Genomic DNA, 24,518 nt, shown 5'->3' on the forward strand with positions numbered 1-24,518 from the left:
TTGCCTCTTGGGGGCATCCATGCACAACGCCATCAGACCGTCCCCGAATTTCACACTCGCCATAGCGCCAGGTGTGCCGTCTTCACGGCTGTCGGCGCTGCTTGCACTGCAGCGAGCGCACGAGCCGGGTGTCGCGATCGCCGTGCGTGAAGTTTCGGATCAAGAGCTGGTAACGGGCCTGCATGAGGGCCGCTACGACGCGGGGCTATCTCTTAGCAGTGCGGGGGATCACCTGACGAGTAGCCGGAGGCTGTGGTGCGAAAGCATGGCCGTCGCGATACCACCGCGGTTCCGTTTGGTTGATCAGGCGAAGCTCACCATCTCCGATCTTCAGGACTATCCAATCTATCGCTGGCAGGCGGAGGCTTGTCCCTTGCTGGACGAGAGGTTGGCCTCCCTGATGCCAGTGGACCAAGAGAACATCCTGCCTGCAACTTCATTCGAGATGATGGCGCTGTGGGTTTCAGCCGGCTACGGCATCGGCGTATGCGCGCAATCGCGCATCGAGCGTGCCCATCAATGGGGGGTAAGCATGCGACCGCTCGCCGATGGCCCCTATGAGATCGTGACGTACCTCCAACGGCCCCACGCGCAAGCAGATTCTGCTGCCAAGCGTTTCGAGCGCAGGGCGCTGCAGATCGCCGAGGCAGGCGCCCTGTAGCAGGCACTCCTATAGGCCGGAGCCGTCTCATCCCGGCCATAGGTTGCAGCATGGGACTAGACCGGACTAGACCCCTTCAAGCACCGCTGCGCTGTCCACCAGTCGGCGGACGCTCTGCCGCACGTCCTCGGGGATGGGCCGCGGGGCAACGGCCTCGGGCACATCCGCATGGTGCTGGTAGTCGCCCATGAGAACCCGGATGATTGCGGGCACGTTCGTTGGCGTGACCGCATCAATGGCCGCACGATCACCCAGGTCGGGGTGAGGCTGGGTCAGCATGCGGTACAGGTCCCACGAATCGGCGTGCGGGCATTGGTTCATGAGCACTTGGGCCAGCTTGTGCTTGAGCGGCACCAGTTGCCAGTCGGGAACCCGCTGCCCCCGGTTGCCCAGGCTGATCGACAGCAGCTTGCCCGCCTTCAGCTCGCGGTTGATCTGGTCCTTGGACTTCCCGGCCAGCTTGCCGAACAGCGGGACCGGCAGATTGTTCGGCGACTCGTAGATGGCCAGCATTTCCTCGCGCTCGCGCTGGATCGCGGAGACTTCCGGCTCCGGGGCATGCACCGGAGGCGGCGGCACCTGCGACAGCCGCTGGAACATGATTCCGCCGCTGTTGGGGGTCACGACGATAGGCGTGGCCACCACGGGCGGCACGCCGGGGACAACAGGCTCAGCAGTCGTGGAGACCGCGCCCACCACTTCCTCCACTTCCGCCATTGCCGGCACCCCGTCGATACGGATGGTCAGATGCGCGCTCGCGGCTTCGACTTCACCCTGTTCGAGCAGGTCAAGACGGTCTGCCCAGTCCTGCATCATGCGACGCCGAGGCTCCACGTACTTGGCGTGGTTGTAGGCCGAACTCACCTTGTTGGGGTCGGAGTGCGAAAGCTGAGCGTCCACCCAAATCTTCGGGTATCCGATCTCGTTGAGCGCGGTCGAGATGGTGCCGCGGATGCCGTGGCCGGTCAGGCGCCCCTCGTAGCCCATGAGCTGCACGGCCTTGTTGAGGGTGTTCTCGCTGATGCGCTTCTTGAGTTCGCTGCGATGCGACAGCAGGTACTTCTGCGCTGGACGCATCACGCCCAGGAGATAGCGCACGATCTCGATGGCCTGCAGGGACAGGGGCACGATGTAGGGCGGCACGTCCTGCGGCCGCTTGCCGGCCTTGCGCATTTCGTCCTGGAGTTGCTTGACGACCTGCGGCGGGATGATCCACAAGCCGCGGTCGAGGTCGAATTGCTCAGGCTCGGCCAGGCGCAACTCGCCCGTGCGCACCCCCGTCAGGAACAGCAGCCGGACGCCAAGCTGGGTCTGCCAGCCCCGGGGGTTGTAGCGCCGGAGCTTCTGAAGGAACTCGGGCAGCTCGGGCAGGTGCAGATAGGGGTTGTGGGCCACCGGGGGCTTGGGCTCGGCCACCACGTCCAGGTCCGCGGCCGGATTGACTTCCAGCCCTTCGGCGATGACCAGGGCATAGCGGAACATCTGGTTGAACCAGGTGCGGACCTTCTCGGCGGTGGTGAACGCCTTGCGTTTCTCGATCGCCGCCACGACGCCCACGAGCTGGGGCCGTCGAATGTCGTAGATCGACATCTTCCCCAGGGTAGGCAGCACGTCCTTGTTGAAGATGCGCAGGATCTGCGAAAGCGTGCTCTGACGGCCTTCCTTGAGTTCCTTGCGGCGATGCTCGACCCAAGCATCGAAGACGTTCTTGAAGGTGTATTCGCCCGCCAGCTTGGCCGCGTGCCGGCGCTGGTCGCGTTCGATTTGGGGATCAATGCCCTTGGCGAGCAGAACCTGAGCCTTGTCCCGCTCGGCGCGGGCCTCGCGCAGACTGAGGGCGGGATAGCCACCCAGGGACATGCGCTTTTGCTTGCCCAGCCAGTAGTATCGGAAGATCCACGACTTGCCGCCTGCGGCAGAGACCATCAGGCCCAGGCAGTCGTTATCGGAGAGGGTGTAGCGCTTGCCGGTGGTTCTTGCCTGCCGGACTGTCAGATCAGAGAGTGCCATTTCGAGGCTCCTAAGTTATGACTTAGGCCTAATGCTCGTCATGGTTCCCGCTCAGCCCCAGCAACTATCCGGTAGCCGTCCCAACCGTATTCTTGTGCCTCAATTGGTCACTCAAAAACGGTAGCTGTGGGTGGATTTCCGTGGCGCTCGCTGGAATGAAAAAAGGGGCCAAAGCCCCTCTTTTCAACGACTTACAGACGTCAGTAGAAGTCTGTAGATCACTATCTGGAGCGGGAAAACGGTCTCGAACCGTCGACCTCAACCTTGGCAAGGTTGCGCTCTACCAACTGAGCTATTCCCGCATCTCTGACGCGAAAGAAACATGGAGCGGGAAAACGGTCTCGAACCGTCGACCTCAACCTTGGCAAGGTTGCGCTCTACCAACTGAGCTATTCCCGCATTCAGTCGCCAAAACCCTTTCAAGTCCTGGCTTCTGTTTGTTTCTTCCGTTTGTCGGAAGCCCTGCAGTATATACCTCTTTCTGGGCCCCGAACAGCTTCCCGGCAAAAAAGTTGTCAGTGCTTGACCGGATCGCCGTCGCGCGCCGGCGCGGCCGCGCGCTGCCGGGCCAGCTCGGCCGCGGCGGCCTGCGAAACCGCCACCTCCTCGTCGGTCAGCGGCACGGGCATCTTCTCCAGCGCGATCTCCAGCACCTTGTCGATCCACTTGACCGGCACGATCTCGAGCCCGTTCTTCACGTTCTCGGGAATCTCCTGCAGGTCCTTGGCATTCTCTTCCGGGATCAGCACGGTCTTGATGCCGCCGCGCAGCGCCGCCAGCAGCTTTTCCTTCAGGCCGCCGATGGCCGTCACCTCGCCGCGCAGCGTGATCTCGCCCGTCATGGCCACATCGCTGCGCACCGGGATGCCGGTCAGCGCGGACACGAAGGCCGTGGTCATCGCAGCGCCCGCGCTCGGGCCGTCCTTGGGCGTGGCGCCATCGGGCACGTGGATGTGGATGTCCTTCTTCTCGAAGAGCTCGTCCTTGATGCCCAGGCGCTGCGCGCGGCTGCGCACCACCGTGCGTGCCGCCTCCACCGACTCCTTCATCACGTCGCCGAGCGAGCCCGTGCGCGTGATCATGCCCTTGCCCGGCACGGTGGCGGCCTCGATGGTCAGCAGGTCGCCCCCCACCTCGGTCCAGGCCAGGCCCACGACCTGCCCCACCTGGTTCTGCTGCTCGGCGCGCCCGAAGCTGTACTTGCGCACGCCCAGGAACTCGTTGAGGTTCTCGCTGGTCACCATGACCTTGGGTTCGAGCTTCTTGAGCTGCAGGCCCTTGACCACCTTGCGGCAGATCTTGGACAGCTCGCGCTCCAGCGAGCGCACGCCGGCTTCGCGGGTGTAGTAGCGCACGATGTCGCGCACGGCCTCTTCGGTCACGTGCAGTTCCGCATCCTTGACGCCGTTGTTCTCCATCTGCTTGGGCAGCAGGTACTTCAGCGCGATGCTGGTCTTCTCGTCCTCGGTATAGCCCGACAGGCGGATCACTTCCATCCGGTCCAGCAGCGCCGGCGGGATGTTCATCGAGTTCGAGGTGGCCACGAACATCACGTCCGACAGGTCGAAGTCGACCTCGACGTAATGGTCGCCGAAGGTGTGGTTCTGCTCGGGGTCGAGCACTTCCAGCAGGGCCGACGACGGGTCGCCACGGAAGTCGGTGCCCAGCTTGTCGATCTCGTCCAGCAGGAACAGCGGATTGCGCGTGCCCACCTTGTTCAGGCTCTGCAGCACCTTGCCCGGCAGCGCGCCGATGTAGGTGCGGCGGTGCCCGCGGATTTCGGCCTCGTCGCGCATGCCGCCCAGGGCCATGCGCACGTACTTGCGGCCGGTCGCCTTCGCGATCGACTGCCCCAGCGAGGTCTTGCCCACGCCCGGCGGACCGACGAGGCACAGGATCGGCGCCTTGACCTTGTCCACGCGCTGCTGCACCGCGAGGTACTCGAGGATGCGGTCCTTGACCTTCTCCAGGCCGTAGTGGTCCTCGTTGAGCACGTTCTCGGCATTGGTCAGGTCGTGCTTGATCTTGGTCTTCTTGCTCCAGGGCAGGCCGACCAGCACGTCGATGTAGTTGCGCACCACGGTGGCCTCGGCCGACATGGGCGACATCAGCTTGAGCTTCTTGAGCTCGCCCTCGGCCTTCTTGCGGGCCTCCTTGGGCATCTTGGCCGCGATGATCTTCTTCTCGATCTCCTCGATGTCGGCGCCCTCTTCGCCTTCGCCGAGTTCCTTCTGGATCGCCTTGACCTGCTCGTTGAGGTAGAAGTCGCGCTGGTTCTTCTCCATCTGGCGCTTCACGCGGCCGCGGATCTTCTTGTCGACGTTGAGGATGTCGACTTCGCGCTCGAGCTGGCCGAAGAGATTCTCCAGCCGCGCCTGCACATCCGACAGGTCGAGCACGGCCTGCTTGTTGTCGAGCTTGAGCGGCAGGTGCGCGGCGATGGTGTCGGCCAGGCGGCCCGGGTCGTCGATGCTGGAGATGGACGTGAGGATCTCCGGCGGGATCTTCTTGTTGAGCTTCACGTACTGGTCGAACTGCTGCATCACGGCGCGGCGCAGCGCCTCGACCTCGTTCACGTCCGCGCCAGCGGCCACTTCCAGCGGCACGACGGTGGCCGTGAAATGGCTCTGCGCATCCTCGATGTGCTGCACGCGCGCGCGCTGCTGGCCTTCGACCAGCACCTTCACGGTGCCGTCGGGCAGCTTGAGCATCTGCAGGATGGTGGAGACGCAGCCGACCTCGAACATGTCGTCCACGGCGGGCTCGTCCTTGGCGGCGGCCTTCTGGGCCACCAGCATGATGCGGCGCTCGGTCTCCATCGCCAGTTCCAGGGCCTTGATGCTCTTGGGGCGGCCGACGAACAGGGGGATCACCATGTGCGGGAACACCACCACGTCGCGCAGCGGCAGCAGCGGCAGGTCCAGGGGATCGGAAGGCAGGGGCTTGTGACCGGACATGAGAATCCTTCAGGAAAGACGGTACACAGATGAGCGGCAACGCACGATTTTCAAGCCATCGCGCGCACCGCCATCGGGACGCGTGCCGACAGCACGCGCAGGCAGAAGGGTCAAATCAGGGATGCCGTCCACGAGTCCCGCGAAAGCATCCCTTGAACCGCCGAGGCCCCAATCAGGCCTTCTTGGCCGCCTCGCGGTAGACGAGCAGCGGCGGCTGGTTCTCCTCGATGGTCGATTCATCGACCACCACCTTTTCCACGTTGCTGGCATTGGGCAGGTCGAACATGGTGTCGATCAGCGACTGCTCCAGGATCGACCGCAGGCCGCGCGCACCGGTCTTGCGGGCCAGCGCCTTGCGCGCGATCGCGCGCAGCGCGGCCGGGCGCACTTCCAGTTCCACGCCCTCCATCTGCAACAGGCGCGAGAACTGCTTGACCACCGCATTGCGGGGCTCGGTCAGGATCTGGATCAGCGCGTCCTCGCTGAGTTCGGCCAGCGACGCCACCACGGGCAGGCGGCCCACCAGTTCGGGGATGAGGCCGAATTTGATCAGGTCCTCCGGCTCCACGTCGCGGAACACCTCGGTCAGGCTGCGGCTTTGCTTGCTGCGCACGCTGGCGCCGAAGCCGATGCCCGAGGCCTCGGTGCGCGCTTCCACCACCTTCTCCAGCCCGGCGAAGGCGCCGCCGCAGATGAACAGGATGTTGGTCGTGTCGATCTGCAGGAAATCCTGGTTCGGGTGCTTGCGCCCGCCCTGCGGCGGGATGCTGGCCATGGTGCCTTCGATGAGCTTGAGCAGCGCCTGCTGCACGCCTTCGCCGGACACGTCGCGCGTGATGCTCGGGTTGTCGGACTTGCGCGAAATCTTGTCGATCTCGTCGATGTAGACGATGCCGCGCTGCGCCTTCTCGACTTCGTAGTTGCAGCTCTGCAGCAGCTTCTGGATGATGTTCTCGACGTCCTCGCCCACGTAGCCCGCTTCGGTCAGCGTGGTCGCGTCGGCCATCACGAAGGGCACGTCGAGCTGCCGCGCCAGCGTCTGGGCCAGCAGCGTCTTGCCCGAACCCGTGGGCCCGATCAGCAGGATGTTGCTCTTGCTGAGTTCCACCTCGTCCTTGGCCTTGTCGCCCTTTTCCTTGTGGCGCAGGCGCTTGTAGTGGTTGTAGACCGCGACGGCCAGCATCCGCTTGGCCGCTTCCTGGCCGATCACGTAGTTGTCCAGGTTGGACTTGATTTCCTGCGGCGTGGGCAGGTCGCCGCGGGCCTCGCGCTGGGCGTCGCCGGCGGGCATTTCCTCACGCACGATCTCGTTGCACAGGTCGATGCACTCGTCGCAGATGAAGACCGACGGGCCCGCGATGAGTTTCTTGACCTCGTGCTGGCTCTTGCCGCAGAAGGAGCAGTACAGCGTCTTTTCGCTGGAAGAGCCTTTTTTCTCGGCCATGGACATGCCTCTACAGGGGGATCGATCAATGATAACGAATGAAAAAAGCCTCCCACGCCCCCGCTTCGCGGAGTGCGCCGCCCCGGTATTGCCGGGGCTTTTTCCATTCTGGCGCCAGCGGCGAAGGAAAAACGGCTCTTTCCTGGCGGAAAACGCCGTTGTCCGACGGACGGCTCGGGCGCCGGGGGGAGCGCAGTGGCGCCCGCCTTGCGTCAGCTGCGCTGCGCGATGACCTGGTCGACGATGCCGTAGGCCTTGGATTCGTCGGCGGTCATGTAGTAGTCGCGTTCGGTGTCGGCCTTGACCTTCTCCAGCGGCTGGCCCGTGCGCTCGGCCAGAATGCGGTTCATCTGGTCCTTGGTGCGCAGGATGTCGCGCGCCTGGATCTCGATGTCGGTCGCCTGGCCGCGCGCGCCACCCAGCACCTGGTGGATCATGACCTTGGAATTGGGCAGCGAATAGCGCTTGCCCTTGGCGCCGGCCGCCAGCAGGAAGGCGCCCATGCTGGCCGCGAAGCCCAGGCACATGGTCGACACGTCGGGCTTGATGAACTGCATGGTGTCGTAGATCGACATGCCGGCCGTCACGCTGCCGCCGGGCGAGTTGATGTACAGCGAGATGTCCTTGTCGGGGTTCTCGCTTTCCAGGAACAGCAACTGCGCCACCACGAGGTTGGCGGTCTGGTCGTTCACTTCGCCGACCAGGAAGATCACGCGCTCCTTGAGCAGGCGCGAATAGATGTCGAAGGAACGTTCACCGCGCCCCGACTGCTCGATCACCATCGGGATCAGGCCCAGGGCCTGGGTTTCGTGTGCACTCATGTTTCTCTCCGGAAGAGCCGCTACTGTGAGCCGAACTGTAAGTCCTAATGAAATGGGGCCTGTGCCGTGCGGCACAAGCCCCATGTCTTCACGCCCGCGGGCGTGAACGGCCCATCAGGCCTGCTGCGCCATGAGGTCGTCGAAGGACAGGGCCTTGTCCGTGACCTTGGCCTTGCCCAGCACGTAGTCGGTGACGTTGTTCTCGATCACCACGGCCTCGACTTCGGCCAGGCGACGGTTGTCGCCGTAGTACCAGCGCACCACGTCGGCCGGCTTTTCATAGCTCGCGGCCAGCTCGTCGATGTGGGCCTTGATCTGCTCGGGCTTGGCCTGCAGCTCGTTGGCTCGCACCACTTCGGCCACCACCAGGCCCAGGCGCACGCGGCGCTCGGCCTGCTCGCGGAAGATGTCGGCCGGGATCGGGGCCTTGTCGGCGTCCTTGATGCCGCGCTGCTTCAGCTCGGCACGCGCGCCCTCGACCATGCGGTCGATCTCGGCCTGCACGGTGGACTTGGGCAGGTCCAGCTCGGCGTTGGCGATCAGCGCATCCATCACGGCGTTCTTGTTGCGCGCCAGCAGGCGGAACTTGACTTCGCGCTCCAGGTTCTTGCGGATGTCGGCGCGCAGCGCTTCCACGGTGCCTTCGGCGATGCCCAGCGACTTGGCCAGCTGCTCGTTCACTTCGGGCAGGTGCGAAGCCTCGATCTTCTTCACCGTGACCAGGAAGTCGGCCGTCTTGCCGGCCACGTCCTTGCCATGGTAGTCGGCGGGGAAGGCAAGCGGGAAGGTGCGGCTGTCGCCGGCCTTCATGCCACGCACGGCCTCCTCGAACTCCTTGAGCATCTGGCCTTCGCCGACCACGAACTGGAAGTCGGCTGCCTTGCCGCCCTCGAAGGGCTCGCCGTCGATCTTGCCTTCGAAGTCCACGGTCACGCGGTCGCCATCCTCGGCGGCCGCGTCCTGGGCGCGCTGGGCGAAGGTGCGGCGCTGCTTGCGCAGGATGTCCAGCGTGCGGTCGATGGCTTCGTCGCCCACTTCGGCGGACACGCGTTCGATCTCGGCGCCCGACAGGTCATTGATCTTCACTTCGGGGAAGACCTCGAACACGGCGTCGAAAGCCAGCTGGCCTTCGGGCGCGCCTTCCTTCTCGGTGATGGTGGGCTGGCCCGCCACGCGCAGATTGGCTTCGTTGGCGGCCTGCGAGAAGGCCTGGCCGACCTTGTCGTTCACGACCTCGTACTGCACCGAATAGCCGTAACGCTGGGCCACCACCGTCATCGGCACCTTGCCGGGACGGAAGCCGTCCATCTTGACGGTGCGGGCCAGGCGCTTGAGGCGCGAGTCCACTTCGCTCTTGATGCTGTCCACAGGCAGCGTCAGCGTGATCTTGCGTTCGAGCTTCTCGAGCGTCTCAACATTCACGGTCATGTGTCTAATCCTTATGAAGATCGCCTGGAATCGACGGTGGTGCGCGGGGGGGGACTCGAACCCCCACACCATTGCTGGCGTCAGGACCTAAACCTGGTGCGTCTACCAATTTCGCCACCCGCGCAGCGTCGATGAAAACGAAAAACGGGCCGTCCGGTATGGACCGCCCGTCGAAATCGGTCAACCGAGCATTTTATGCGCAATCGAGGGCCTTCCCCGCCTCGCACCTGCGCGGCGCCGGATCAAAGCCGGGGCCGCTACGGCGCGCCGGCGCCGGCGCCGGCGCCGGCGTCGGGCTCGCGCTTCACGCGGAAGGCCGCGGCATACATGGCCGGCAGCGCCAGCAGCGTGAGCACGGTGGCCACGATGAGGCCGCCCATGATGGCCACCGCCATCGGCCCCCAGAACACACTGCGCGACAGCGGAATCATCGCCAGCACGGCCGCCGCGGCCGTGAGCACGATGGGCCGCAGGCGCCGCGCGGCCGACTCGATGATCGCGTCGCGCGCGGGCACGCCGGCCGCGCGGTCACTCTCGATCTGGTCGATCAGGATCACCGAGTTGCGCTGGATCATGCCCATGAGCGCGATCACGCCCAGCAGCGCCACGAAGCCGAAGGGCCGGTTCAGCAGCAGCAGCGCCGCCGCCACGCCCGCGATACCCAGCGGCCCGGTCAGGAAGACCAGCAGCGCACGGCTGAAGCTGTGCAGTTGCAGCATCAGCAGCGTGAACACCACGAAGAGCATGATCGGCACGCCCGCCACGATGGAGGACGAGCCCTTGCTGCTTTCTTCCACCGCGCCGGCCACCTCGATCCGGTAGCCCGTTTCGCCGGCCGCGTGCCAGCGCGCCTCCATCTCGCGCAGGCCCGGCAGCAGCTGCGCCGTCACCGTGGCGCCTTGCAGGCCCTCGGCGATGTCGCCCTGCACCGTCACGGCATAGTTGCGGTTCCAGCGCCACATCACGCCGGGCTCCCAGGCGAAGACCGGACGCGCGATCTGGGTCAGCGGAATGGAGCGGCCCGAGGCCGTGGGGAGGTAGGCGTTGGCGATGTCCGAGATCGCCTCGCGCTCGTCGGGCGACTGGCGCAGCACGATGTCGATCAGCTTGTCGTTCTCGCGGTACTGGCCCACGGTGGTGCCCGTGAACAGGGTGCGCGAGGCCTGCGCGATGGCCTGGCTGCTCACGCCCAGCGCGCGCGCCTTGGCCTGGTCCACCTCCAGCCGCACCGTCTTGACCGATTCGTTCCAGTTGTCGTTGGTGCCGATCATGGCCGGATGGGTGCGCACATAGGCCTTCACCTCGTCGGCATGCTGGCGCAACCGCGCCGGGTCGCTGCCGATCACGCGGAACATCACCGGGTACGGCACGGGCGGCCCGTTGGGCAGCAGCTTCACGCGGCCGCGCGCCTCGGGGAACTCCTGCGCCAGCACGGTCTGCAGCTCGCGGCGCAGGCGCTCGCGCGTGGGCAGGTCCTGGGCCAGCACGATGAACTGCGACACGTTGCTCTGCGGGAAGACTTGGTCCAGCGGCAGGTAAAAGCGCGGCGTGCCGGAGCCGATCCAACTCGCCACGTTGACCACGCCCTCCTCGCGCATCAGGCGCTGCTCCAATCGCTGCGCCACCGCCTCGTTGGCGGCCAGCGAGGTGCCTTCGGGGAACCACAGGTCCACCATGATCTCGGGCCGGCTCGAATCGGGAAAGAACTGCTGCTGCACGCGCGTCATGCCGAAGATGCCGAGGCCGAAGATGACGACCGTGGCCGCGATGGTGAGCCAGCGGTGGTCCACGCACCAGCCCACGGCGCCGCGGAAGCGCTTGTAGAAAGGTGAATCGAAGAGTTCGTGCGGCGAAGTCATGAGCCCCGAGGCCTGGGCTTCGCCCAGACCGCCCCCCGAGGGGGACAAGGAAAATTGGGACGGCCCGGCGTTTCCTTGCGGATCATGCGGCTTCACCTTCAGCAGCAGCGTGCCCAGGTAGGGCACGAAGTACACCGACACGATCCACGACAGCACCAGCGCGATCACCGTCACCGCGAAGATGGCGAAGGTGTATTCGCCCGTCACCGACTTGGCGATGCCGATGGGCAGGAAGCCGGCCGCCGTGATCAGCGTGCCCGTGAGCATGGGCTTGGCCGTCACGTCATACGCGAAGGTGGCGGCGCGCACCTTGTCGTAGCCCTCCTCCATCTTGCGCACCATCATCTCCACCGCAATGATGGCGTCGTCCACCAGCAGGCCCAGCGCGATGATCAGCGAGCCCAGCGACACCTTGTGCAGGCCGATGTCGAAGTAGTGCATGGCCAGGAAGGTGACGGCCAGCACCAGCGGAATGGTGATGCCCACCACCAGGCCTGGCCGATAGTCGATGTACCAGCCGCCAAAGATCCTGTTTCGCCCGCCCTTGTGCAGCCCCAGCGAGACGAAGCTCACGGCCAGCACGATCACCACCGCCTCGATCAGCACCTTGACGAACTCGTTGACCGAAGCCGACACCGAGGCCGGCTGGTCCTGCACCTGCGCCAGCGTCAGGCCCGCGGGCAGCGTCCCCTCGATGCGGGCCGTGGCCTCGCGCAGCGCCTTGCCCAGGCCGATGATGTCGCCGCCCTTGGCCATGGAAATGCCCAGCGCGATAGTTTCCTGCCCCTGGAAGCGCACCTTGACCGAGGGCGGGTCGACGTAGCCCCGCTTCACCTCGGCGATGTCGCCCAGCCGCAGCTGCAGCCCCGAGCTGCCACGGATGGGCATCGCGCGCAGCTGCTCCACGTCGGTGAACTGGCCGCCCACGCGCACCTGCACCACGTCCTGCGGCGACTGGATCGCGCCCGCGCTCTCGACGGCGTTCTGCGCGCCCAGCTGCTGCAGCACCTGGTTGAAGTCCAGCCCCAGCTGCGCCAGGCGCTTGTGCGACACCTCGATCCAGACCTTCTCGTCCTGCACGCCAAACTGCTCGACCTTGGCCACGTCCTTCACGCGCAGCAGTTGCTGGCGCACGTCGTCGGCGAAGGTCTTGAGCTCGGCATAGCTGTAGCCGTCGCCCTGCAGCGCATAGATCACGCCGTAGACGTCGCCGAACTCGTCGTTGAAGAAGGGGCCCTGGATGTTCTGCGGCAGCGTATAGCGGATGTCGCCGATCTTCTTGCGCACCGTGTACCAGACCTGCGGCACCTCGGCGGGCCTGGAGCTGTCCTTGATCTCGAAGATGACCTGCGACTCACCGGGCTTGGAATAGCTGCGGATCTTGTCGGCGTAGGGCACTTCCTGCAGCGTGCGCTCGATCTTGTCCGTGACCTGCTCGGCCACCTGCTGCGCCGTGGCGCCGGGCCAGTAGGTGCGCACCACCATCGCACGGAAGGTGAAGGGCGGGTCTTCGTCCTGCCCCAGCTGGAAGTAGGCCGCGATGCCCAGCACCATCAGCACCGCCATGAGGTAGCGGGTCAGCGGGCCGTGGTCCAGCGCCCACTTGGACAGGTTGAAGCCGCCCTGCCCCTTGTTCTGGGCCGTCATCAGCGGGCTCCGGTGGCCGGTGTGGCGGGCTGTGCCGACGCCGGGGGCGTCGGCACCAGTGCGGGCGCGGGTGCAGCGGCGCCGGGCTCGCGGTAGATGCTCACCGTCTGCCCCGGCGCGAGCACATGCACGCCCGCCGTCACCACACGCTGGCCCGGCGTGAGCCCTTCGGTGACCACGGCCTCGTTGCCGTCCACCGAGCCCACCTGCACGGGCTGCGAACGCACGCGCATGCTGTCCATGTCCAGCACCCAGACGGCGCTGCCGTTGCCCTCCTGGCGCAACGCGCTGGTCGGCAGCTTGATGACCGGCGCGCCCTGCGCCGACAGCGCCTGCGGCCGCGCATAGACCGTGGCGCCCAGCGGCGGCGCCGTGGCCGCGTCGATCTGCACCTTGACCAGGTAGGTGCGCGTCACCGGGTCGGCACTGGCCGCCACCTCGCGCACCTTGCCTTCCAGCTCCTCCCCAGGCGTCCAGCCGCGCACCTGCACGGCCGAGCCGGGGCGCAGCAGCGCGGCCTTGTCCTCGGGGACGGAAAACACCACGTCGCGCGCGCCGTCCTGCGCGATGCGCACCACGGGCGTGCCGGCCGACACCACCTGGCCCACCTCGGCCTCGATGCCCGTGACGACACCCGCCACATCGGCCACCAGCGTGGTGTAGCGCGCCTGGTTGCCCTGCGCCGCGACCTGCGCCTGGGCCTGCTCCAGCTGCGCCTGCGCCGACTTGTGGCTGGCCTCGCGGCGCTCCAGCTCCGCGCTGCTGATGAAGTTCTGCGCCCGCAGCTCGCGGTAGCGCTTCAGGTCTGCCGCCGCCAGGTCGCGCTGCGTCTGCGCGGCCACGGCCTGGGCGCGCGCGGCCTCGGCCTGCAATTGGTAGTCCTGTGGATCGAGCTGGGCCAGCACCTGGCCCGGCTGGACGGGCTGGCCCAGTTCGGCGGGGCGCCGCGTGATCTTGCCCGCGACGCGGAAGCCCAGGCGCGATTCCACGCGCGCCCGCACCTCGGCCGAGAACTCGGCACCGCTGTCCACCGGGCGCAACCCCACCTCCATCACCTTCACGGCCCGCACCGGCTCCGGCGGGGGCGCCGGGCGCGAACAGCCGGCCAGCGCCAGGCCCACGAGCGCCGGCGCCAGAAGAAGGGACAGGCGCGAGCGCGGTGCGCGGGAAGGCGCCGCGGGCGCGGGCAGTTCAGGGACCAGAGCCATGAGAAAGACACCCGCTCGCGCAGGCCGTTGGCAGGCAGAGCAACATCGCCCCGCCGAGTTAATGACCGAAGGGTTAGTAATTTAGGCGAGGCCAGGGGCGGCTGTCAACGCGCGACCCCGCCGGCACCACGGCCGCCCGGCCGGGCGCTGCCCCGACAATCGCGCCCGTGCCGCTCACCCCCTCCGTCGCGCCCGCGCAGGCCGCCCCGCCCGCTCACTACGAGAACTTCCCCGTCGCCTCCTGGCTGTGCCCGCCGCGGCTGCGCCCGCCCATCGCCGCCCTGTATGCCTTCGCGCGCACCGCGGACGACATCGCCGACGAAGGCGATGCCCCGGCGGCGCAGCGCCTGGCCGATCTGCAGCTCTACGGCGACGACCTGGCCCGCGCCGTGCGCGGCGACGGCGCGTCGGCCCGCTGGCCCCAGGTCTTCGGCCCGCTCGCGCGGGCCATCGCCGATTTCGCGCTGCCCGAAGCGCCGCTGGGCGACCTGCTCGACGCCTTCCGGCAGGACGTGGCCTGGACGCAGGCCGCCCGCCGCTATGCCGACGCGCCCGAGCTGCTCGACTACTGCCGCCGCTCCGCCAACCCGGTCGGGCGCCTGCTGCTGCACCTGGCCGGCGTGGATGACGCCCATGCGCGCGCGCAGAGCGACGCGATCTGCAGTGCGCTGCAGCTCATCAACTTCTGGCAGGACCTGTCCGTCGACCTGCCACGCGGGCGCTTCTACCTGCCGCTGGCCGACTGCGCCGCGCACGGGCTGAGCCCCTCGGACTTCCACAGCTTCCTGCCGCTGGGCGATGCCCGGCCGCCCAAGTCTGCCCGCGCGCTCGTCGCACGCGAGGTGCAATGGGCGCGCGACCTGATGCACGACGGCGCCCCGCTGGTGCACCGCATGCCCGGCCGCATGGGATGGGAGCTGCGCCTGGTCGTGCAGGGCGGACTCGCCATCCTCGACAAGATCGAGGCGCTGGGTTTCGACACCTTCACGCAGCGGCCCACCGTCACGCGCCGGGACGCCCCCCGCCTGCTGTGGCGCGCGCTGCGCATGAGGCCCGTTCGCTGATCCCCGCCCCGGGGCACCCCTTGCGCCACCCCGCGACAATCGCCTGCCATGAGACCCGCGCCCCGCCGATGAGCACCCCCGAGCAATACGTCCAGAACAAGGCCGCCGCCTCGGGCAGCAGCTTCTATTACGCCTTCCTTTTCCTGCCTCCCGAGCGGCGCGCGGCCATCACGGCCTTCTATGCCTTCTGCCGCGAAGTGGACGACGTGGTCGACGACACCACCGACGCCGGTGTGGCCGCCACCAAGCTGGCTTGGTGGGCCGGCGAGGTGGCCAACGCCTTCGGCGGCCGCCCCACGCATCCGGTGATGAAGGCGCTGATGCCGCACACCGCCGCCTTCGGCATCGAGCAACGGCAATTGCAGGAAGTGATCCAGGGCTGCGAAATGGACCTGCAGCAGACCCGCTACCTCGACTGGCCAGGCCTGCAGCGCTATTGCCACCTGGTGGCCGGCGTGGTGGGCGAAGTCTCGGCCCGCATCTTCGGTCAGGCCGAAGCGCAGACCTCGCAGTACGCCCACAAGCTGGGCCTGGCGCTGCAGCTGACCAACATCATCCGCGACGTGGGCGAGGACGCCATGCGCGGGCGCATCTACCTGCCCGTCAACGAGCTGCAGCAGTTCGACGTCAAGGCCCACGAGATCCTCGGCCGCGTGCATTCGGAGCGCTTCGTGGCGCTGATGCGCTTCCAGGCCCAGCGCGCCCAGTCGCTGTACGACGAAGCCCTGGCCCTGCTGCCTCCCGCCGACCGGCGCGCGCAGAAGCCGGGCCTGATGATGGCCAGCATCTACCGGACCTTGCTGCGCGAGATCGAGGACGAGAACTTCCAGGTGCTGCACCAGCGCATCGCCCTCACGCCCCTGCGCAAGCTGTGGCTGGCGTGGAAGGTGCAGGCGCTGGGGCGGATGTGAGCGGCGCAGCGCCCCACGCGGCGCCGATGCGCACCGCCGTCATCGGCGCCGGCTGGGCCGGCCTGGCGGCCGCCGTGCGGGCCGCGCAGGCCGGCGAGGCCGTGACGCTGTTCGAGGCCGCGCGAACGCCGGGCGGCCGCGCGCGCCGCGTCGTGGCCGAAGACGGCACGGTGCTCGACAACGGGCAGCACATCCTGATCGGCGCCTACCGCGCCACCCTGGCGCTGATGCGCGAGGTGGGCGTGCCGCCCGACGCGGTGTTGCTGCGCATGCCCCTGGCGCTGCGCTTTGCGGACGGTGGCGGCCTCGAAGTGCCGGCGGGCCTGAAGCCGCCGATGGATCTTCTGGCCGGCATCTGGGGCGCGCGCGGCTGGACGCTGCGCGACAAATACGGCCTCGTGCGCGCAGCCCTGCAATGGCGGCTGCGCGGCTTCGCCTGCGCGCCCGGGCACAGCGTGGCCGATCTCTGTGCGCCGCTGTCCGCGCGCGTGATGGCCGAGCTGATCGAGCCGCTGTGCGTGTCGGCGCTCAACGTGCCGCCCGGGCGCGCGAGCGGCGCGGTCTTCCTGCGCGTGCTGCGCGACGCGCTGTTCGGCGAAGCCGGCGGCGCCGATCTGCTGCTGCCGCGCGCGGACCTCGGCGCCCTGCTGCCCGATGCGGCGCTTGCGTGGCTCACCGCCCGCGGCGCGCAGACCGCCCTGGGCCGGCGCGTGCAATCGCTGGCGCGCGAAGGCGCGCGCTGGCGCGTGGACGAGGCGCTGTTCGACCGCGTCCTGCTGGCCACGCCGGCCTGGGAAAGCGCGCGGCTGGTGCAGCAGGCCCGTCTGCCCGAGGCCGCCGAATGGCTGGGCGCCGCCCGTGCACTGGGCCATGAAGCCATCGCCACCGTGTATGTGACGAACGCGGGTCCACTGCCTGGCGGGCGGCCGATGTGCGCCCTGCGCAGCGACCCCCACCGCGCGCCCGCGCAGTTCGTCTTCGACCGCGCGCGGCTGGGCGGCCCGGCCGGCCTGGCCGCCTTCGTGGTCAGCGCCAGCACGCTGGCGCGCGACGAACTGCAGGCCCGCGTGCTGGCACAGGCCCAGGTGCAACTGGGCTGGAGCGGCCTGCGGGTGCTGCAGACCCTCGTCGAGAAGCGGGCCACCTTCGCCTGCACGCCCGAAGTGCAGCGGCCCGGGATGGAGATCGCACCCGGCCTGCGGGCCTGTGGCGACTATGTGGCCGGGCCCTACCCGGCCACGCTGGAAGGCGCGGTGCTCAGCGGCGCGGCCGCGGCGCGCCCCTGAAGGCCCGCGCGGCGCCCGGCCGGCTCACCAGCCCCAGACCAGCCGCCGCGAGACCCAGCCCACGGTGCCGCCCTTGGTGCGTACCTTCACCCAGTCGCCGCGCCGTTCCACGGTGCGCAGCACGTCGCCATAGCCGGCGCGCGCCACCACGCGCGCACGCGCGCTCGGCGTCGCGCGCACGTTCAGCGCCTGCACCTTCGACACCATGTGCGCCTGCCGGTTGGTGCGCGAGCTCAGCACCCAGGCGCGGTCGCCTTCGAAATCGCGCACGCGCAGCCACGCACCCTTGCGGCTCACCACCTGCAGCGGATAGCCCTTGTCCACCGACCAGCGGGCCTCGGCGCGCTGGCTGGCCGCGGCGCGCAGCATCACGCCGTCGCGCGCGGCCGCCACCATCTGTTGCGCATGGGCCGCCGGCAACGCCAGCAGCAGGGTGCACAGAAGCAGGAACAGGGCGGGCAGGCGACGGAGCGCGATGGACATGCGGAACAAGCCTTTCATTCAAAACAGGACAAGAAAGTCGCCGCCTTCCCGCTTCGGGGCGGAAGACGGCGCCCTGTGGGTGTGCCTGTGTTGCGAATGGTTCCCGGTGAAAGCGAAGGTTCTTCAACCGGTGGCACGCATCGGCGCGCGCCGCATGCGCCCCGCAAGCGCCTCAGCCGTCCAGCGCCATGCACAGCGCATGCAGGTTGGGCACGATCAGCTGCGGCCGCGTGCCTTCGGCCCAGGGGCGCTCGTCGCGCACCAGCCAGGCGGCCTGCATGCCGGCATTGAGCGCGCCGGCCACGTCCAGCGCGGCGTCGTCGCCCACGTGCAGAACGTCGCGCGGCAGCAGCCCGATGGAGGCCGCCGCCGCGCGGAAGATGGGCGCATGCGGCTTGCCGCTGCCGAAGGCCTTGGCGCTGAAGCCGGTGCGGAACCAGCGCGCCACGCCCGTGCGCTCCAGGTCGGCGTTGCCGTTGGAGACGGCAACCAGTGGGTAGCGCTCGCTGAGCCAGCGCAGCGCCGGCAAGGCGTCGTCGTAGAGCTGCACGCGCTGGCGTTCGGCGTAGAAGACCTCGAAGGCCGGCTCGGCCAGCGCCGTATCCTCGCCGGCGCGCCGCAGCGCGCCGCGGATGGATTCGCGCCGCAGCGCGGCCAGGTCGTGCGCGAGGTCGGAGCGTTCGCGCGCCGTCGCTTCGCGCAGTTCACGGAGCACGGCCGGATCGGTCACGAGGGTGGCGGTGCGCGGGGCATGGACCTGCAGCCATCGGTGCAGCACGCGCTCGGCACGCTCGATGGTGGGCCAGATGGGCCACAGGGTGTCGTCGAGGTCCAGGGTGATGCCCTGGATGCGCCGCACGTCGAGTGTCAGCGCCGTCGGGGCCGGATCGGCGGAAGTCATGGCCCAGAATATCGCATGCCCCGCTCTGCCACCGCGCCCGGCGCCGCCCCGGCCGCCCCCCTCCCCGCCTCCACCGCCCCGCCCCCCGCACCGCGCACCGCCGTGCTGTGGTGCAACCTCGGATCGCCCGCGTCGCCCACGGCGGCGGCCGTGCGTCCCTACCTCGCCCAGTTCCTGGGCGACCCGCGCGTGGTCGAAATTCCGCGCGCCGCCTGGCTGCCGATCCTGCACGGCGTGATCCTGCGCACCCGGCCCGCCAAGTCGGCGGCGAAGTACGCCAGCATCTGGACGCCCGACGGTTCGCCGCTCTCGGTGTGGACGCGCAAGCAGGCCGCCCTGCTGCGCGGCTGGCTCGGCGAGCGCGGCCACCGCGTGGCCGTGCGCGACGCCATGCGCTACGGCCAGCCTTCGCTGGAAAGCCAGCTCGACGCGCTGGTGGCCGAGGGCGTGACGCGCGTGCTGGTCATGCAGGCCTATCCGCAGTACTCGGCCACCACGACGGCCAGCACCATCGATGCCATCAACGCCTGGCAGGCCCGGCAGCGCAGGCAGCTGGAACTGCGCTTCGTCAACGACTACCACGACGACGCCGGCTACATCGACGCACTCGCGCGCAGCGTGCTCGCGCACTGGCAGCACCACGGCCGCCCTGACCAGCTCGTGATGAGCTTTCATGGCATTCCGGCGCGCAACATCGCGCTGGGTGATCCGTACCAGGACCAATGCCTGCGCACCGCCCGGCTTCTGGCCGAGCGCCTGCAACTGCCCGCCAGCGCCTGGCGCTGCACCTTCCAGTCACGCTTTGGCCGCGCCCGATGGCTGGAGCCCTACACCGAGCCCACGCTGCGCGAGCTGGGCGCCTCGGGCCTCGGGCGCGTGGACGTGCTGTGCCCGGGCTTTCCCGCCGACTGCCTGGAGACGCTGGAAGAAATCGCCATGGAAGGCCGCGAAGCCTTCCTGCACAGCGGCGGCAAGGAATTCCACTACATCCCCGCGCTCAACGACGACCGCCACTGGATCACGGCCCTGGCCGACCTGGCCGAGCGGCATCTTGCGGGCTGGCCGACCGGCCGGAATGCGCCCGCCTGAGCCGGTTCACGCAGCCCGCTCGCAGGCGCCGTCAGACGATCAGCGCCGCATCGACCCTGCGCACCCGGTGATCGATGTAGTAGCCGCCGTATTCCGTGTAGCGCAGGAAGAGGCGCTGGCATCGAGCGCAGCGATAGACGTCGCTTCGGTTGAACGGAAACCAGTCCACCGCGATCGGCGCCTGCGGCGAGTCATAGCGCGTGCCGGCCGGGTGGAACTCTTCATAGGTCGGCTCGGCCTCTTCCTCGGCGCGCAGCGTGCCCAGCAGTTCCATGCCTTCGGGCTAGCGCGCGTCCGTCACGCTCTCCCAGGCCGCCACAGCCTGCAGGATGCGGCAGGTGCAAGCCTCATCCGCGGTGGGCGGCGCCGCGGCAGCCAGAAGCCGGAGTTGGTCAGCGGTGATGCGAGACGACATGACGGGCATGGAAGCGGAACGAGCGGCCAAGTAGAGCACCGCCTGCGTCCCCGCGTGCGGAACGCCGCGCTGGCACTGGTCGCCACCCCTCGAAGGTATCGAATGGAGATACCTAACGTCTCTCACGGATCCACATGGACATCGAAACGATCCTTCGATCGAACAAGCTGGAGAACATCGCGTCATGTTCAACAGCCGCCCACCGGGCACCGCTTCCATGCCGCATCCCGCCGCTTCCGCCGTTCCCCGCGACACCCGCGCCTGGCAACTCCAGGTGTGGATCTCCTTCGGCATCGCCGTCTTCCTGTGCGCCACCGGCCTGGCCTGGCTGCCGGGCGAACGCCTGGAACAGGCCTTCATGGTCATGGGTTATGTGTTCTGCCTCTCGGCCGCCTTCGTGCTGGCCAAGTTCGTGCGCGACCAGCAGTCCACCCGCCGCAGCGCGGGCGACACGCCGATGTGGAAGCTGGTGGTCTGGGGCGGCTTCGCGGTCGCCATGGGCCTCACGGGCTGGGGCCTGCTGGGCATGGCGATCAACGTCACCTACAAGGCCTTCCTGGGCGTGAGCTGGCTGTACCTGATCACCACGGCCTTCACGCTGGCCAAGATGCTGCGGGACCGCCACGAAGCCGACCTGGCCGAAGCCCGCCTGTCCGTGCATGCCGCCATCGAGCGCGAGCGTGAACGCGACGCGGCCTGATTGCCGCGCCCGCCTTGCCTCAGGAGCCCTCCATGCGCGCCTTTTCCGGTCCCCTTTCTCCCCTGAAGCGCCTGGCCGCCCATCTGGGCCTGGCCGGCGCCCTGCTCGCCACCGCCATCGCGCCGGCCCAGGCGCAGAGCGAAGCTTCCGCCGCCCTGTCGCTGATGCCCGTGGCCTCGGTCGTCGGCTCCGCGGCGGCCGGTTCGGCTGTCGCCGGCTCGGTGGCCGGCGCCGCCATGGCCTTGCCGGTCGCGCTGTCGGTGGGCGGCGCGGTGCTCACCGTCGTCGCGGTCGACGCCTCGGCCCGCGGCACGGTGTATGTGCTGGAGCGAGCCTCCGACGGCGCGCAGGCCAGCATCGAGCTCTCCGGGCGCGCGGCCTCGGCCGCCGCCCACGGCGTGGGCACGGTGGTTCATTGCAGCGTGATCGGCACCGGCGTCATCCTGTCGGCGGCCGGCGAGGTGCTGGCCTTCATCCCGAATGCGCTGGGCCGCGCGCTGCTGCACAACGAGGTGCTGTGATGCACGCCCGTGCCGTCCGAATCCATCCGCGCCGCGCGCGGTTCCTTGCAGCCCTGGTGCTGGTGGCCGTGGCGGGCGCCGCCCATGCCGGCCGCGCCTGCGACACCCGGCCGCCCACGCCCGCGCGCATCGAACAGGGCATGCGGCTGGCCGAGCGCACCGCGCGCGCGCTCGATGCCGAGTACGCGCGCAGCGGCACGCAGGTGGTGGTGCTGGCCCGCGCGGGGCAGGACCTGTCGAAGTACCGGCTGCACTACTCGCACCTGGGCTGGGCCTACCGCACGCCCGACGGCCACTGGCGCGTGGTGCACAAGCTCAACCAGTGCGGCACGGCCGTGGCGCAGATCTATCGGCAGGGGCTGGGCGAGTTCTTCCTGGACGACCTGTGGCGCCATGAAGCCGCCTGGGTGGTACCGACGCGCGAGGCGCAGCAGCGGATGCTGCCCGTGCTGACGGACCGGGTCCGCGCCAAGGCCTTGCATCAACCCGCCTACAGCATGGTCAGCTACGCCTGGGGCCAGAAGTACCAGCAGTCGAACCAGTGGGCCGCCGAAACGATGGCCGGCGCGATGGAGCCCGCCACCATCCGCACGCGCGAGCAGGCCCAGGCCTGGCTTCGCTTCAAGGGCTATGAGCCGACCGCCCTGCGGCTGGGCCCGCTCACGCGCCTGGGCGGGCGGGTCGGCAGCGCGCACATCGCCTTCGACGACCATCCGAACGAGAAGCGCTTCTCGGACCGCATCGAGACGGTGACGGTGGATTCAGTGTTCGACTGGCTGCAGCGCGCCCAGCTGGCCGGCCCAATCCAGCGCCTGTGAGCCGGCCACACGCGGCGCGGCCTTGTCGCCGCGCCCGACGCCGCTCTCGCCCAGCACCGCGTTCACCGCCGGCGCCCGCAGCCCCAAGGCGCCCGGTTGCGCCTGCAGCCACTGCACCACACGCGCGGCACGCGTCACCCCCATGCCGCGCACCGGGTACCACCAGCGCGCGCCAGCTTCATTGATGCGCTGCGCGAGCGCGCCCAGCGTGCCCATGCCGGCCTGCGCCAGCCGCCGGGCGAGCAGGGGCTCGAACCAGCGCTCCACGGCATCGGCCGCGCAGGGCACGGCCCCCTCGGTCTCACCGAATCCGGCCAACGCGCTCACGGATGCTGCTCCGCGCTGCGGACGAAGGCCAGCACCGCATCGAGCTGCGAGGGCACGTTCAGCGCCGGCGCATGGCCGCAGTCGGGCACCTCGATCACCTCCAGCCGTCCTGCTGCACCGGGGCCGCGCATGCGCATCCGCGCCACGGCCTCGGGCAGCACCAGGTCCGACTCCGCGCCGCGCAGCAGCAGCACCGGCACCTGCAAAGCGTCGTAATGCGGCCAGATCAGGTAGTCGTTCTCGTGCGCCGTGAACTGGCGCACCATGGCCGGGTCGTAGTGCGGCGTCACGCGGCCGTCGGGCAGGCGGCGCGTGGAGGTTTCGGTCAGCCGGCGCCACTGCGCATCGCTGAGCCAGCCATAGGGTTGGTAGACCGTGCGGAAGAAGGCCTCCAGCTCGGCCACCGTGTCGAAGGCCGGCGGCTGGCCCGCATAGGCCTTGATGCGCGCCAGCGCCGGCGCGGCCAGCTCGGGGGCGTTGTCGTTGAGCACCAGGCTGCGGATGCGTCGCTGCATGGCGGGTTCGAACAGGCCCGAGGCGCACACCGTGCCGATGGCGCCGCCCATCGAAGTCCCCACCCAGTGCACCTGTTCCAGCTGCAGGTGCGCGCACAGCGCTTCGGCCAGCCGGGCATAGAAGCGCAGCTGGTACTCCTCGTCCGGCTGCGGGCTCCACTGGCTCAGGCCGCGGCCCAGCGTGTCGGGGCAGATCACGCGGTAGCCGCGTTCGGCCAGGTGGACGGCCAGTTCGTCCATGTCGCGTCCGGTGCGCGCCAGGCCGTGCCAGGCGATCACGGCGGGCGCATCGCGCGCCTCCGCGGGGCTCCACGCCATCCAGTGGATCTCGCGCCCGCACAGCCGGGCGTAGCAGGAAGTGGCAGTCACACCGGCGCTCATTGCAGGGCCCTCGCACGCAGTTTGCCGACGATGCCCGTCGGGAAGTAATAGACCGACAGCACGAACAGCAGGCCCAGCCACAGCAGCCAGCGGTCGGGCGACAGCAGGGCCGACAGCCAGGGCAACGCCGACGTGGCTTCATGCCCCAGCCGCAGCAGGTCCTGCAGGTAGCTCTGCGCGATCACGAAGAGCACGGCACCGATGGCCGCGCCGTACACCGTGCCCATGCCGCCGATCACCACGATCAGCAGGATGTCGACCATGATCTCGAAAGACAGCGAGGTGTCCGGTCCGTTGTAGCGCAGCCAGATCGCCAGCATGGCGCCGGCCAGCGTGGCGAACAGGGCCGACAGCACGGCCGCCAGCGTGCGGTAGACCACCACGCGGTAGCCGATGGCCTCGGCGCGGAACTCGTTCTCGCGAATCGCCTGCAACACGCGGCCGAACGGCGAGTTGACGATGCGCAGCATGGCCAGCATCAGTCCGACCGTGACCACGAACAGCAGGTAGTAGCACAGCAGCCGGCCGTCCAGCGACACCCCCAGAAAGGGCTCGTCGCTGAACTCGAAGCTCGGCGAGATGATCTCGGGCAGCCGGAAGGTCAGGCCGTCTTCGCCGCCCGTGAACTCCGACAGCTGCGAGGCCAGCGTGAGGAAGGCCGAGGCCACGGCCAGCGTGATCATGGCGAAGAAGATGGCCCGCACGCGCAGCGAGAACAGCCCGATCACCAGCGCCAGCAGCAGCGAGACCGCCAGCGCGCCCACCAGGCCCACGGCGATGGCGTCCCAGCCCGCGCCCATGCGCGAGGCGGCGATGGCGATGCCGTACGCACCGATGCCGAAGAACATGGTGTGCGCGAAGCTCACGATGCCGGTGTAGCCCAGCAGCAGGTCGAAGCTGGCCACCAGCACGATGAAGACCAGGATCTTGGCCGCCACGTTGAGCGCCTTGACGCCCGGGAAGATGAAGGGCGCGAAGGCCAGGCCCAGCAGCACCGCCAGCAGCAGCACGGCCAGCACGCGGCTGCGCGGCAGGTCGTCGGAAAGAAGTCGTCGGATCATGGTGTGCTCCC

The 24,518-nt window shown here is 68.6% G+C and carries 21 protein-coding genes and 3 tRNA genes; 8 read left to right on the forward strand and 16 right to left on the reverse strand.

Annotation, left to right across the window (positions count from 1 at the left end; all coding sequences use genetic code 11):
• Positions 1 to 19: 19 nt before the first annotated feature.
• The gene (locus LG388_RS21150; RefSeq protein WP_012614047.1) at positions 20 to 661 is read left to right on the forward strand and encodes a LysR substrate-binding domain-containing protein; all 642 of its coding nucleotides are present in this window, start codon (positions 20 to 22) and stop codon (positions 659 to 661) included.
• A 66-nt stretch (positions 662 to 727) separates the two neighbouring features.
• Here LG388_RS21150 and LG388_RS21155 read toward each other — a convergent pair whose 3' ends face one another.
• The 10 genes from LG388_RS21155 to LG388_RS21200 all read right to left on the reverse strand — a co-directional run bounded on the left by LG388_RS21155 (position 728) and on the right by LG388_RS21200 (position 14,035).
• Complete coding sequence (locus LG388_RS21155) at positions 728 to 2,671, reverse strand: integrase arm-type DNA-binding domain-containing protein (RefSeq protein WP_012614046.1); 1,944 nt, start codon at positions 2,669 to 2,671, stop codon at positions 728 to 730.
• 226 nt (positions 2,672 to 2,897) lie between these two features.
• A tRNA-Gly gene (locus LG388_RS21160) sits at positions 2,898 to 2,973 on the reverse strand.
• 21 nt (positions 2,974 to 2,994) lie between these two features.
• Positions 2,995 to 3,070 (reverse strand) — tRNA-Gly (locus tag LG388_RS21165).
• A gap of 116 nt (positions 3,071 to 3,186) precedes the next feature.
• Entirely contained in the window at positions 3,187 to 5,628 is a 2,442-nt protein-coding gene (gene lon / locus LG388_RS21170) for an endopeptidase La (protein WP_225784561.1), read from the reverse strand.
• Between the two features lie 172 nt (positions 5,629 to 5,800).
• A complete protein-coding gene (gene clpX / locus LG388_RS21175) occupies positions 5,801 to 7,072 on the reverse strand; it encodes an ATP-dependent Clp protease ATP-binding subunit ClpX (protein WP_225784562.1) in 1,272 nt (423 codons plus the stop codon).
• Between the two features lie 212 nt (positions 7,073 to 7,284).
• Complete coding sequence (clpP, locus tag LG388_RS21180; RefSeq protein WP_225784563.1) at positions 7,285 to 7,893, reverse strand: ATP-dependent Clp endopeptidase proteolytic subunit ClpP; 609 nt, start codon at positions 7,891 to 7,893, stop codon at positions 7,285 to 7,287.
• 114 nt (positions 7,894 to 8,007) lie between these two features.
• A complete protein-coding gene (gene tig, locus LG388_RS21185) occupies positions 8,008 to 9,321 on the reverse strand; it encodes a trigger factor (protein WP_225784564.1) in 1,314 nt (437 codons plus the stop codon).
• A 37-nt stretch (positions 9,322 to 9,358) separates the two neighbouring features.
• A tRNA-Leu gene (locus tag LG388_RS21190) sits at positions 9,359 to 9,445 on the reverse strand.
• 133 nt (positions 9,446 to 9,578) lie between these two features.
• On the reverse strand, positions 9,579 to 12,827 hold the full coding sequence (locus LG388_RS21195) for an efflux RND transporter permease subunit (RefSeq protein WP_225784565.1): 3,249 nt from the start codon (positions 12,825 to 12,827) through the stop codon (positions 9,579 to 9,581).
• Entirely contained in the window at positions 12,827 to 14,035 is a 1,209-nt protein-coding gene (locus LG388_RS21200) for an efflux RND transporter periplasmic adaptor subunit (protein ID WP_225784566.1), read from the reverse strand. Before LG388_RS21200 ends, LG388_RS21195 begins: the two co-directional genes overlap by 1 nt.
• Before the next feature lie 167 nt (positions 14,036 to 14,202).
• Here LG388_RS21200 and hpnC point away from each other — a divergent pair, with 167 nt between their 5' ends.
• From hpnC to hpnE, 3 genes are all read left to right on the forward strand, one after another.
• Positions 14,203 to 15,099: a squalene synthase HpnC gene (gene hpnC, locus LG388_RS21205; protein ID WP_225784567.1), complete on the forward strand. Its 897-nt coding sequence runs from the start codon at positions 14,203 to 14,205 to the stop codon at positions 15,097 to 15,099.
• A 68-nt stretch (positions 15,100 to 15,167) separates the two neighbouring features.
• Entirely contained in the window at positions 15,168 to 16,010 is an 843-nt protein-coding gene (hpnD, locus tag LG388_RS21210; RefSeq protein WP_225784568.1) for a presqualene diphosphate synthase HpnD, read from the forward strand.
• Positions 16,011 to 16,036: 26 nt separating this feature from the next.
• Positions 16,037 to 17,296: a hydroxysqualene dehydroxylase HpnE gene (hpnE, locus tag LG388_RS21215; protein ID WP_225784569.1), complete on the forward strand. Its 1,260-nt coding sequence runs from the start codon at positions 16,037 to 16,039 to the stop codon at positions 17,294 to 17,296.
• 24 nt (positions 17,297 to 17,320) lie between these two features.
• Here hpnE and LG388_RS21220 read toward each other — a convergent pair whose 3' ends face one another.
• On the reverse strand, positions 17,321 to 17,779 hold the full coding sequence (locus tag LG388_RS21220) for an SH3 domain-containing protein (protein WP_225784570.1): 459 nt from the start codon (positions 17,777 to 17,779) through the stop codon (positions 17,321 to 17,323).
• Between the two features lie 172 nt (positions 17,780 to 17,951).
• Positions 17,952 to 18,680, reverse strand: coding sequence for an HAD family hydrolase (locus LG388_RS21225; RefSeq protein WP_225784571.1), 729 nt, complete (start codon positions 18,678 to 18,680; stop codon positions 17,952 to 17,954).
• A gap of 15 nt (positions 18,681 to 18,695) precedes the next feature.
• On the opposite strand from LG388_RS21225, the gene hemH reads away from it, so the two are divergent.
• Positions 18,696 to 19,769, forward strand: coding sequence for a ferrochelatase (hemH, locus tag LG388_RS21230; protein ID WP_225784572.1), 1,074 nt, complete (start codon positions 18,696 to 18,698; stop codon positions 19,767 to 19,769).
• A 31-nt stretch (positions 19,770 to 19,800) separates the two neighbouring features.
• Here hemH and LG388_RS26865 read toward each other — a convergent pair whose 3' ends face one another.
• The gene (locus LG388_RS26865; protein WP_370630215.1) at positions 19,801 to 20,043 is read right to left on the reverse strand and encodes a hypothetical protein; all 243 of its coding nucleotides are present in this window, start codon (positions 20,041 to 20,043) and stop codon (positions 19,801 to 19,803) included.
• A 325-nt stretch (positions 20,044 to 20,368) separates the two neighbouring features.
• Here LG388_RS26865 and LG388_RS21240 point away from each other — a divergent pair, with 325 nt between their 5' ends.
• The 3 genes from LG388_RS21240 to LG388_RS21250 are packed head-to-tail and all read left to right on the forward strand — an operon-like array spanning position 20,369 to position 22,223.
• Positions 20,369 to 20,884 (forward strand): YiaA/YiaB family inner membrane protein, encoded by a 516-nt coding sequence (locus tag LG388_RS21240; RefSeq protein ID WP_370630216.1) that lies wholly within the window; start codon positions 20,369 to 20,371, stop codon positions 20,882 to 20,884.
• Between the two features lie 32 nt (positions 20,885 to 20,916).
• Positions 20,917 to 21,405 carry a hypothetical protein gene (locus LG388_RS21245; protein WP_225784573.1) on the forward strand — a complete coding sequence of 163 codons (489 nt, stop codon included), beginning with the start codon at positions 20,917 to 20,919 and terminating at the stop codon, positions 21,403 to 21,405.
• Positions 21,405 to 22,223: a DUF2145 domain-containing protein gene (locus LG388_RS21250; RefSeq protein ID WP_225784574.1), complete on the forward strand. Its 819-nt coding sequence runs from the start codon at positions 21,405 to 21,407 to the stop codon at positions 22,221 to 22,223. Before LG388_RS21245 ends, LG388_RS21250 begins: the two co-directional genes overlap by 1 nt.
• Here the strand turns inward: LG388_RS21250 and LG388_RS21255 are convergent.
• The 3 genes from LG388_RS21255 to LG388_RS21265 are packed head-to-tail and all read right to left on the reverse strand — an operon-like array spanning position 22,167 to position 24,507.
• Positions 22,167 to 22,550 (reverse strand): phage integrase family protein, encoded by a 384-nt coding sequence (locus tag LG388_RS21255; protein WP_225784575.1) that lies wholly within the window; start codon positions 22,548 to 22,550, stop codon positions 22,167 to 22,169. The two genes, LG388_RS21250 and LG388_RS21255, sit on opposite strands and share 57 nt — an antisense overlap.
• Positions 22,547 to 23,446 carry an alpha/beta fold hydrolase gene (locus LG388_RS21260; protein ID WP_225784576.1) on the reverse strand — a complete coding sequence of 300 codons (900 nt, stop codon included), beginning with the start codon at positions 23,444 to 23,446 and terminating at the stop codon, positions 22,547 to 22,549. The genes LG388_RS21255 and LG388_RS21260 overlap by 4 nt, the downstream gene beginning before the upstream one ends.
• Positions 23,443 to 24,507 (reverse strand): branched-chain amino acid ABC transporter permease, encoded by a 1,065-nt coding sequence (locus LG388_RS21265; RefSeq protein WP_225784577.1) that lies wholly within the window; start codon positions 24,505 to 24,507, stop codon positions 23,443 to 23,445. The genes LG388_RS21260 and LG388_RS21265 overlap by 4 nt, the downstream gene beginning before the upstream one ends.
• Positions 24,508 to 24,518: the final 11 nt, after the last annotated feature.

The organism is Xenophilus sp. Marseille-Q4582, from assembly GCF_916700565.1.
Lineage (GTDB): Bacteria > Pseudomonadota > Gammaproteobacteria > Burkholderiales > Burkholderiaceae_C > Xenophilus.